Origin of the sequence: Citrobacter sp. wls826 (assembly GCF_005281245.1) — a bacterium.
In the GTDB taxonomy this organism is placed as follows: Bacteria; Pseudomonadota; Gammaproteobacteria; order Enterobacterales; family Enterobacteriaceae; genus Citrobacter; species Citrobacter braakii.
In genome coordinates, this window is the sequence record NZ_SZWS01000018.1 from 54,618 (window position 1) to 65,553 (window position 10,936).

At 55.2% G+C, this 10,936-nt stretch carries 8 protein-coding genes; 4 read left to right on the top strand and 4 right to left on the bottom strand.

The window, feature by feature from the left end; all coding sequences use genetic code 11:
- The coding region (gene prpR / locus FDW87_RS02990) for a propionate catabolism operon regulatory protein PrpR (protein ID WP_137379478.1) at nucleotides 1-1,564 on the bottom strand (1,564 nt) is incomplete at its 3' end.
- A 251-nt stretch (nucleotides 1,565-1,815) separates the two neighbouring features.
- Here prpR and prpB point away from each other — a divergent pair.
- The 4 genes from prpB to prpE all read left to right on the top strand — a co-directional run bounded on the left by prpB (nucleotide 1,816) and on the right by prpE (nucleotide 7,363).
- Complete coding sequence (gene prpB / locus FDW87_RS02995; protein WP_016155797.1) at nucleotides 1,816-2,697, top strand: methylisocitrate lyase; 882 nt, start codon at nucleotides 1,816-1,818, stop codon at nucleotides 2,695-2,697.
- An 80-nt stretch (nucleotides 2,698-2,777) separates the two neighbouring features.
- A complete protein-coding gene (gene prpC, locus FDW87_RS03000; RefSeq protein WP_047497899.1) occupies nucleotides 2,778-3,947 on the top strand; it encodes a 2-methylcitrate synthase in 1,170 nt (389 codons plus the stop codon).
- A 38-nt stretch (nucleotides 3,948-3,985) separates the two neighbouring features.
- Nucleotides 3,986-5,437, top strand: coding sequence for a bifunctional 2-methylcitrate dehydratase/aconitate hydratase (locus FDW87_RS03005; protein WP_016155798.1), 1,452 nt, complete (start codon nucleotides 3,986-3,988; stop codon nucleotides 5,435-5,437).
- A gap of 39 nt (nucleotides 5,438-5,476) precedes the next feature.
- Complete coding sequence (gene prpE, locus FDW87_RS03010) at nucleotides 5,477-7,363, top strand: propionate--CoA ligase (RefSeq protein WP_137379446.1); 1,887 nt, start codon at nucleotides 5,477-5,479, stop codon at nucleotides 7,361-7,363.
- A 44-nt stretch (nucleotides 7,364-7,407) separates the two neighbouring features.
- Here the strand turns inward: prpE and FDW87_RS03015 are convergent, their stop codons facing one another.
- The 3 genes from FDW87_RS03015 to FDW87_RS21595 all read right to left on the bottom strand — a co-directional run.
- A complete protein-coding gene (locus tag FDW87_RS03015) occupies nucleotides 7,408-7,680 on the bottom strand; it encodes a YceK/YidQ family lipoprotein (RefSeq protein ID WP_137379447.1) in 273 nt (90 codons plus the stop codon).
- Nucleotides 7,681-7,835: 155 nt separating this feature from the next.
- On the bottom strand, nucleotides 7,836-9,089 hold the full coding sequence (locus FDW87_RS03020) for an MFS transporter (RefSeq protein ID WP_137379448.1): 1,254 nt from the start codon (nucleotides 9,087-9,089) through the stop codon (nucleotides 7,836-7,838).
- A 52-nt stretch (nucleotides 9,090-9,141) separates the two neighbouring features.
- The coding region (locus tag FDW87_RS21595) for a glycoside hydrolase family 2 TIM barrel-domain containing protein (protein WP_252362971.1) at nucleotides 9,142-10,936 on the bottom strand (1,795 nt) is incomplete at its 5' end.

The following is a 10,936-nucleotide window of genomic DNA, read 5'->3' on the forward strand; positions in this document are numbered from 1 at the left end:
GACTTACCCCGAGATATCGTGCAGCCGCGGTTTTATCGCCATTGAATTGCGCCAGCACCTGCTGCGGCGTCAGCGATGAGGATACCTGCGGCGCGTCAGCAGCAACGGCCAGTTCCGGTAACAGCTGCTGCAGGAATTGTACGTTCAGCTCCGGCTGCGGCTCGACGCTTAAAAACAGCGCCAGGCGCTCCATCATATTACGCAGTTCACGGATATTCCCAGGCCAGCCATAATTCAGTAACGTCGGTTGACTCAGACCCAGCCCCTTGCGCACAGGTTCAGAAAACGGCACCTCCAGTTCCGCCAGCGACTGTTTTAAAAAGCCTTCCGCCAGCGGCAGGATATCGGGCAATCGCTCGCGTAGCGGCGGTAGCGTGAGGCGCAAAATACTCAGGCGATAAAACAGATCGGTGCGAAATTCTCCCTGTTTTATCTCCTGCTCCAGATGACAGTGGGTGGCGCTAATCACCCGTACATCGACCGGAATCGGCTGATGTCCACCGACACGGGTGACCTCTTTTTCTTCCAGCACGCGCAGCAGTCGGGTTTGTAACGGCAGCGGCATTTCGCCTATCTCATCAAGAAACAGCGTTCCGCCGTGGGCGATTTCAAACAGGCCCGCGCGTCCTCCCCGACGGGAGCCAGTAAAGGCACCATCCTCATAGCCGAACAGTTCCGCTTCCAGTAATGATTCGGTGATTGCCCCGCAGTTGACAGCAACAAACGGCGGCGAAGGTTTACCGCGCCGGTTCTCCTGACGGGTGAAAAACTCACGATGAATTGCCTGCGCCGCCAGCTCTTTGCCCGTGCCGGTTTCGCCCTGAATCAGCACCGGCGCACGTGAACGGGCATAAAGCATAATGGTGTGCCGCACCTGTTCCATCTGTGCCGAGTGCCCGCGCATATCCCCCAGCGCATAGCGGGTGCGCAGCGTATCGCCGGAAACGTATGGACCGTTTCTGCGCAGCGTCAGACGAGTCATATCGAGCGCATCGACAAAGGCCTGGCGCACGGTGGCCGCCGAATAGATAAAGATGCCGGTCATGCCTGCTTCTTCAGCCAGGTCGGTAATCAACCCCGCGCCGACGACCGCCTGCGTGCCGCTGGCCTTCAGCTCGTTGATTTGCCCACGGGCATCTTCTTCCGTGATATAGCTGCGCTGTTCAAGCTGCAAATTGAAGGTTTTTTGAAAAGCGAGCAGCGCGGGGAGGGTTTCCTGATAGGTAATGACGCCAATCGACGAGGTGAGCTTTCCCGCTTTGGCCAGCGCCTGTAGCACGTCAAACCCGCTGGGTTTAATCAGGATCACCGGAATCGATAAACGGCTTTTCAGATACGCCCCGTTGGAACCCGCGGCAATGATGGCATCACAACGCTCGGTGGCTAACTTCTTGCGGATATACGTCACCGCTTTTTCAAAACCAAGCTGAATAGGGGTGATGGTTGCCAGGTGGTCGAACTCCAGGCTGATGTCGCGAAACAGTTCGAACAGGCGCGTGACCGAAACGGTCCAGATAACCGGTTTGTCGTCGTTCACCCGCGGCGGAAGATGCGTATCAGCCATAACCATCCTAAAAAGTAAGGCACCGAGTATTAGGGTTTAGTTGTGTTTCATGAATGTTGCAATGAAACGTGAAGGAACGTTTCATGAAACGATAGCTGACACGCTTTTGTGCAACAAAGATACAAGGATTTAATTTAATATATTGTTTTTAAAGGTAAATATATAAAATAATTAAAAATTAAGGTCTTTGGCATACCCCTTGCTTTAAATAAATCAACGAACGATAACAAGTTGATAACAAAGGACGGGATATGTCTCTACACTCCCCAGGGCAGGCGTTTCGCGCCGCGCTCAGCAAAGAAAACCCATTACAAATCGTTGGCACCATCAACGCCAACCACGCTCTGCTGGCCCAACGCGCCGGATATCAGGCGATTTATCTCTCCGGCGGCGGCGTCGCGGCTGGGTCTCTGGGTCTGCCGGATCTCGGTATTTCTACCCTTGATGATGTGCTAACCGATATTCGCCGCATTACTGATGTTTGCCCGCTGCCATTGCTGGTGGATGCGGATATCGGTTTTGGATCGTCAGCCTTCAACGTGGCGCGGACCGTGAAGTCGATTTCCAAAGCCGGTGCCGCCGCGCTGCATATTGAAGATCAGATCGGCGCCAAACGCTGCGGTCATCGCCCGAACAAGGCGATCGTCTCGAAAGAAGAGATGGTCGACAGGATCCGCGCCGCCGTGGATGCGCGTACCGATCCCAACTTTGTGATCATGGCGCGGACCGATGCATTGGCGGTGGAAGGGTTAGAGGCCGCCATCGAACGTGCCCAGGCGTACGTAGAAGCAGGCGCGGATATGTTGTTCCCGGAAGCCATTACCGAGCTTGCCATGTACCGTCAGTTTGCCGATGCGGTACAGGTGCCGATCCTCGCCAACATTACCGAATTTGGCGCTACGCCACTGTTCACCACTGATGAACTGCGCAGCGCGAACGTCGCGATGGCGCTGTATCCACTCTCGGCCTTCCGCGCCATGAACCGCGCTGCGGAAAAGGTTTACAACGTGCTGCGCCAGGAAGGAACGCAAAAGAGCGTTATCGACATTATGCAGACGCGCAACGAGCTGTACGAAAGCATCAATTACTACCAGTTCGAAGAGAAACTCGACGCGTTGTACACCAAGAAGTAACCGTCGTAGGCCGGATAAGGCGTAGCCGCCATCCGGCAATAAATTTGTACCCTACATATTATAAAAATGACGAGGACAACATGAGCGACACAACGATCCTGCAAAATAGTACCCATGTCATTAAACCTAAAAAATCGGTTGCGCTGTCAGGCGTTGCCGCCGGAAATACCGCGCTGTGTACCGTTGGCAAAAGTGGTAACGACCTGCACTATCGCGGCTACGATATTCTCGACCTGGCGCAGCAGTGCGAATTTGAAGAAGTCGCTCACCTGCTGATCCACGGGAAATTGCCCACCCGTGATGAGCTCACCGCCTATAAAATCAAATTAAAAGCGCTGCGCGGACTGCCCGCAAACGTGCGTACCGTTCTGGAAGCGCTGCCTGCTGCCTCGCACCCGATGGACGTGATGCGCACCGGCGTCTCCGCGCTGGGTTGTACGTTGCCGGAAAAAGAAGGGCATACCGTTTCCGGCGCACGCGATATTGCCGACAAGCTGCTGGCATCGCTCAGTTCTATTCTCCTGTACTGGTATCACTACAGCCATAACGGCGAGCGTATTCAGCCGGAAACTGACGATGATTCCATTGGTGGACACTTCCTGCATCTGCTGCATGGCGAAAAGCCGTCGCGAAGCTGGGAAAAAGCGATGCATATTTCGCTGGTGCTGTACGCCGAACACGAATTCAACGCCTCCACCTTCACCAGCCGCGTGATTGCAGGGACCGGATCCGATATGTATTCCGCGATTATCGGCGCGATTGGCGCATTGCGTGGTCCGAAACACGGCGGGGCGAATGAAGTATCGCTGGAGATCCAACAGCGCTACGAAACGCCAGACGAAGCGGAAGCGGATATCCGTAAACGCGTTGAAAACAAAGAAGTGGTGATTGGCTTTGGTCATCCGGTTTACACCATCGCCGACCCGCGCCATCAGGTGATAAAGCGCGTGGCGAAACAGCTTTCTCAGGAAGGCGGTTCGCTGAAAATGTATAACATCGCCGACCGTCTGGAAGACGTGATGTGGGAAACGAAAAAGATGTTCCCCAACCTCGACTGGTTCTCGGCAGTCTCCTACAACATGATGGGCGTCCCGACTGAAATGTTCACACCGCTGTTTGTCATCGCCCGCGTCACCGGCTGGGCGGCGCACATCATTGAACAGCGCCAGGACAACAAAATTATCCGTCCTTCCGCCAATTACACCGGCCCGGAAGATCGTGTCTTTGTCGCGATAGATCAGCGTTGCTAATGCAAAACCTCTAAATATAAAAAACAGGAACCCTTTTTATGTCTGCACATATTTCGAACGTCCGCCCGGAATTTGACCGTGAAATCGTTGATATCGTTGATTACGTCATGAATTACGAGATCACTTCGACGGTAGCGTATGACACCGCGCATTATTGCCTGCTTGATACCTTAGGCTGCGGCCTGGAAGCGCTGGAATATCCGGCCTGTAAAAAACTGCTGGGGCCGGTAGTCCCAGGGACTGTGGTGCCGAACGGCGTGCGCGTTCCGGGCACCCAGTTCCAGCTCGATCCGGTGCAGGCGGCGTTTAACATCGGCGCGATGATCCGCTGGCTGGACTTTAACGACACCTGGCTGGCCGCGGAATGGGGTCATCCTTCCGATAACCTCGGCGGCATTCTGGCCACGGCTGACTGGCTGTCACGCAATGCGGTAGCGGTGGGGAAAGCGCCGTTAACCATGAAAAAAGTGCTCACCGGAATGATTAAAGCCCATGAAATTCAGGGCTGCATCGCGCTGGAAAACTCTTTTAACCGCGTCGGTCTCGATCACGTCCTGCTGGTCAAAGTGGCCTCCACGGCGGTGGTCGCCGAGATGCTTGGCCTGAACCGGGATGAAATCCTCAACGCCGTGTCGCTGGCGTGGGTTGACGGGCAGTCGCTGCGTACCTATCGCCATGCGCCAAATACCGGCACGCGTAAATCCTGGGCGGCTGGCGATGCAACTTCGCGCGCGGTACGTCTGGCACTGATGGCGAAAACCGGTGAGATGGGGTATCCGTCTGCGCTGACGGCGAAAACCTGGGGCTTTTATGACGTCTCTTTCAAAGGCGAATCGTTCCGCTTCCAGCGCCCGTACGGCTCTTATGTGATGGAAAACGTGCTGTTTAAAATCTCCTTCCCGGCCGAGTTCCACTCGCAGACTGCGGTAGAGGCGGCGATGACGCTGTACGAGCAGCTACAGGCTGCAGGGAAAACGGCGGCGGATATCGAAAAAGTGACCATTCGTACGCACGAAGCCTGTATCCGCATCATCGATAAAAAAGGCCCGCTGAATAACCCGGCGGATCGCGATCACTGCATCCAGTATATGGTCGCCATTCCGCTGCTGTTCGGGCGTTTAACCGCGGCAGATTATGAAGACGGCGTGGCGCAGGACAAACGCATTGATGCCCTGCGCGAGAAGATCAACTGCTTTGAAGATCCGGCCTTTACAGCCGATTACCACGATCCTGAAAAACGCGCCATCGCGAATGCCATCACCCTGGAATTCACCGACGGCTCACGTTTTGAAGAAGTGGTGGTGGAGTACCCAATCGGCCATGCGCGCCGTCGTAACGACGGGATGCCGAAGCTGGTCGAGAAGTTCAAAATCAACCTGGCGCGTCAGTTCCCGACCCGTCAGCAGCAGCGCATTCTGGATGTCTCCCTGGACAGAACTCGCCTGGAGCAGATGCCGGTCAATGAGTATATGGATTTGTTTGTTATCTGAAACCCGACTCATCAGGCGTAAGTTCAACAGGAGAGCATTATGTCTTATAGCGAGTTTTATCAACGTTCTATTACGCAGCCGGAGTCGTTCTGGGCCGAGCAGGCCCAGCGTATTGACTGGCAGCAGCCGTATACGCAGGTACTGGACCACAGCAATCCGCCGTTTGCCCGCTGGTTTTGCGGCGGGACGACCAATCTGTGCCATAACGCCATCGACCGCTGGCTGGAGAAACAGCCCGAGGCGCTGGCGCTGATTGCGGTGTCATCAGAAACCGAAGAAGAACGCACGTTTACCTTTCGTCAGTTGTATGACGAAGTGAATATTGTGGCAGCGATGCTGTTGTCGCTCGGCGTACAGCGCGGGGATCGGGTACTGGTTTATATGCCGATGATCGCCGAAGCGCACATTACGCTGCTGGCCTGCGCACGCATTGGGGCGATCCATTCAGTGGTGTTCGGTGGTTTTGCTTCGCACAGCGTGGCGGCGCGCATCGATGACGCCCGACCGGTGGTTATCGTTTCGGCGGATGCCGGAGCGCGCGGCGGCAAGATCCTGCCCTATAAAAAGCTACTCGATGATGCGATCGATCAGGCTCAGCATCAGCCGCGTCATGTGGTGCTGGTCGACCGCGGTCTGGCGAAAATGGCGTGGGTGGAGGGGCGTGACCTCGACTTTGCCGCGCTACGCCAACAGCATCTCGGCGCACGGGTGCCGGTTGTGTGGCTGGAGTCGAACGAAACGTCCTGCATTCTCTACACCTCCGGGACAACCGGTAAACCGAAAGGCGTCCAGCGCGACGTTGGTGGTTACGCGGTCGCGCTGGCGACCTCGATGGACACCATTTTCGGCGGCAAAGCGGGCGGCGTGTTCTTCTGCGCGTCGGATATCGGCTGGGTGGTTGGGCATTCCTATATCGTGTATGCCCCGCTGCTGGCGGGGATGGCGACGGTGGTTTACGAAGGGCTGCCAACGTATCCGGACTGCGGCGTATGGTGGAAAATTGTTGAGAAGTATCAGGTCAGCCGGATGTTCTCGGCCCCGACCGCCATCCGCGTGCTGAAAAAATTCCCAACCGCGCAAATCCGCAATCACGATCTCTCCTCGCTGGAGGTGCTGTATCTGGCGGGTGAGCCGCTGGATGAACCGACCGCCAGTTGGGTAACGGAAACGCTGGGCGTACCGGTTATCGACAACTATTGGCAGACTGAATCCGGCTGGCCGATTATGGCTATCGCCCGCGGGCTGGACGACCGACCGTCGCGGCTGGGCAGCCCTGGCGTGCCGATGTACGGCTATAACATGCAGTTGCTCAATGAGGTGACCGGTGAACCTTGTGCGGCGAACGAGAAGGGGATGCTGGTGATTGAAGGGCCGCTGCCGCCGGGCTGTATTCAGACTATCTGGGGGGATGACGCGCGGTTTGTGAATACCTACTGGTCGCTGTTTTCCCGCCAGGTGTACGCCACCTTTGACTGGGGCATTCGCGATGCCGATGGCTATTACTTCATTCTGGGCCGTACGGATGACGTGATCAACGTGGCCGGACACCGGCTGGGGACGCGCGAGATAGAGGAGAGTATTTCCAGCTATCCAAACGTCGCCGAAGTGGCGGTAGTTGGCGTGAAGGATGCGCTGAAAGGGCAGGTGGCGGTCGCGTTTGTTATTCCAAAACAGAGCGACAGTCTGGAAGACAGCGACATTGCCCATTCGGAAGAGAAGGCGATTATGGCGCTGGTGGACAGTCAAATTGGTAATTTTGGTCGTCCGGCTCACGTCTGGTTTGTGTCGCAGCTGCCGAAAACACGCTCCGGCAAAATGCTCAGACGGACGATTCAGGCGATCTGCGAAGGCCGCGATCCTGGCGATCTGACGACCATTGACGATCCCGCATCGTTGCAGCAAATCCGTCAGGCGATCGAGGAGTAACGTCGTGTGATGCCCGGTGGCGCAATGCTTACCGGGCCTACGTTCTAATCAACTTTCTTATACGGCCCGTGATAGTAATCAAACGGCGCATAAACCGTATCGGCCACGAACGATAACGGCACATCAACAAATAACAGCGCTAAATCGAAATAGTTATAATCGTAAGCGCCCGGGTTTTTTAGTTTATCAATATCATGGCGCATACCCACGTAATACGTATCTGAATCCTCGCCTGCCGTGCGCGCATCAATGCTGCCACATCCTGTAAGTAATACGCCGATAAAGAGCGTTGTTACCGCAACCGTCTTTTTGCTCATGCTATGACCTGGCTTCTCGCCCCGTTTTATCATAACGATAAAAAAGCGGCGTGTTGTCCTCGGAACTTAAACCACCAGGTCAGGACTCATCGTGTGAGGATGGCACATCGAAGGCCGGATAAACCACGTGAGTGGTGTATCCGGCAAAGAGGCTTTTACAGCGTGACGCTTTCGCGACGACGCAGCAGAGAAAACGGCCCCGGTCCACTTAGGGTAAATACGGAAATCAACGTGAAGCTTAGCGCAATTATCCCCAGCACCAGATACGCCCCCTGGAAACCAATACTCTCATACATTTTTCCGGCCAGAACTGACATGAAAATCATTGCTAACTGTTTGAAGAAACAGAAGCACACCAGGTAAATTGTGGCCGAGAAGCGCACTTCAAACTGACTGGTGATGTATTTGAAGCAACCGACGATCAGGAACGGTATTTCAAACATATGCAGCGTTTTGAGAATGACGACCTCCAGCGCAGAGGTGGCGAAGGAGGAGCCGATGATCCGCACCGACATTATCGTACCGGCCAGCAGTAGGGCGTTCTTTCCGCCAATGCGGTTCACAATCAGCGGCGCAAAGAACATGATAGAGGCATTAAGTAATTCCCCCATGGTCGTGACGTAGCCAAACACACGGGTACCCTGTTCGCCGGTGGCAAAGAACGAGGTAAAGAAGTTGGCGAACTGCTGGTCAAACACTTCATACGTACAGGAAACGCCGACCACGTACAGGGAGAGGAACCAGAGTTTCGGTTGTTTAAATAACTCCAGCGCCAGCTTCAGACTGAATGCTGAGTTGTTGGCGCCTACCGCATCCGCAACTTTTGCAGAAGAGGGGGCATCTGTTTTTGAAAAGAGCAGCAGCAATGCCAGAATGACCGCACAGCCTGAACCTAACCAGAAGACAAACTGGTTATTGATGGTGAACATAATCCCGGCAATCGAGGCGCATAGCGCCCAGCCCACGCAGCCAAACATGCGCGCGCGACCAAATTCAAAATTGCTTCGGCGGCTGGCTTTTTCAATATAGGCTTCAATCGCTGGGGCGCCGGCATTGTAGATAAAGCCAAGGTAAATCCCGCCGACAATCGAACCCAGTAAAATATTAACCTGTAATAACGGGCCAAAGACGTAAATAAAGAACGGGGCAAACATTACCAGCATTCCGGTAATTACCCACAGCAGGTGTTTACGCAGGCCAAGCTTATCGGAAAGCAGTCCGAAAACAGGCTGGAATAATAATGAAAATAGTGAAATACAGGCGAAAATGATCCCGGTGTCACCTTTACTGATATGGTTTACATCGTGTAACCAGATAGGGAAGAAGGGGAAATAGGCACCCATAATGAAAAAGTAAAAGAAAAAGAAGAAGCCGAACATCCAAAAGTTAGTGTTTTTCAAATAATACATAATGGACTTCCTTACGATGAATGCGGGCAGGGGGGAACCTGCCCGATTATTATTATTTTTGACCCCAGACCAGCTGGTAGTGGTAGCGTCCGGCACTCAGCAGGAACTCTGGTGAAACGGAAGGACTCCAGGAGTCGTCACCGCCCACGCCCATATGGAAGCCATCAATATTGACCCAGGTACCTGCCTCCGGTTGCAGCAGATGGCGGTGGCTGGTTTCCATCAGTTGCTTCTGGCTAAAGCGGCTGATGTTGAACAGGAAGTCCCCTCGCCATTGATGCGCGCCGTAGCGTAGCTCACGCGTGTTGCAGCGCAGACCGTTTTCGCCAGGGAAAACATACGGGGTGTACATCTCATCAAGTGACAAATCCCAACGATCAAAACAGGCGGCGCTCAGGCGATCCGGGTAGTTCTCATGTGGGCCGAGACCTAACCAGTTCACGCGCTCAGCGACCTGCGCCAGCTGGCAGCTCAGGCCGATGCGGGCCGGATGTGGCGTGCCGCTGGCGACGTCGACATCCACCGTTATCTGCATCTCACCATTGCCGTCAATGCGATAGCTTTTTCGGCTGACGAACAGCGTTTCGCCCTGATACTGCCACGCATGTTCGGTGGCGATCAGTACCGCATGGCTTAGCGTGTCGGCAGCACAGTGCAGTAACGTTGCTTCGACCAGATAATGACCGGCGGCTTTCCAGCGTTCGACCCAGGCGTTAGGGTCGATGCGGGTTGACTCGCTCACGCCGATGTCGTTGTCCAGCGGCGCGCGGGTGAACTGGTCAGTAAGCGGGGTTAACAGCTGAGCTGCGTCGCCAATCCAGTACTGTGTCAGCAGGCCAGACTGACGGTCGAATTGCCAGCGCTTGTCGTTGATCTCAACAGTAAAGGTGTTTTCGCTCACGTTCAGCAGTGGTGCGGTACGGGCAGTTGGCCGTGGCGCCAGGCTGAGTTTCTCTTCCAGCTTCCATTGCTGCCAGGCGCTAATGTGCCCGGCATCTGACCATGCGGTGGCCTGAGGTTGCTCTACGCGTACCGTTAGCCATAGCTGGCCGGCGGTTTCCGGCATCGGGACATCTGGCAGGGTAATCACCTGGCGACTCTGTGGGGCGATATCCAGCACGATTTCTCCGGCGGCCAGCGGGTTGCCATCCTGGGCAATCGACCAGTGCAGAACTTCGTTATCGCTGTGGCGGAACAGATATTCGCTGGTTACTTCAATCTGGCGTTTGGGTCCCGGCAGCAGCGTAAACTGGAAAAACTGCTGCACATGTTTGGCCTCGTATAATGCCGGATGCGGGGTGCGATCGGCGAACACCAGGCCGTTCATGCAAAACTGACGATCGTTAGGCGTGTCGCCAAAATCACCACCGTAGGCAGACCATGCCTTGCCGTTCTCATCATATTTAATCAGCGACTGATCTACCCAGTCCCAGACAAACCCGCCCTGTAGGCGCGGAAATTGACGGAACGCTTGCCAGTATTTGGCGAAGCCGCCAAAACTGTTGCCCATGGCGTGGGCGTATTCGCAGAGGATCAGCGGACGCTGCTCGCCGGGCATCGACAGCCACTTTTTAATCGACCATTTGGGTACCGCGGGGAAGGGCTGATCCTGATCGACGCGGGCGTACATCGGGCAAATAATGTCGGTCGCCGTGGTATTTGCGCCGCCGCCTTCATACTGTACCGGGCGGGACGGATCTTCTGATTTTATCCAGCGGTAGAGCGCGTCATGGTTGGCGCCATGCCCGGATTCATTGCCCAGTGACCAGATGATGATGCTCGGGTGGTTGCGATCGCGTTGCACCATGCGCGTGACGCGCTGGCTCATGGCTGGCAGCCATGCGGGA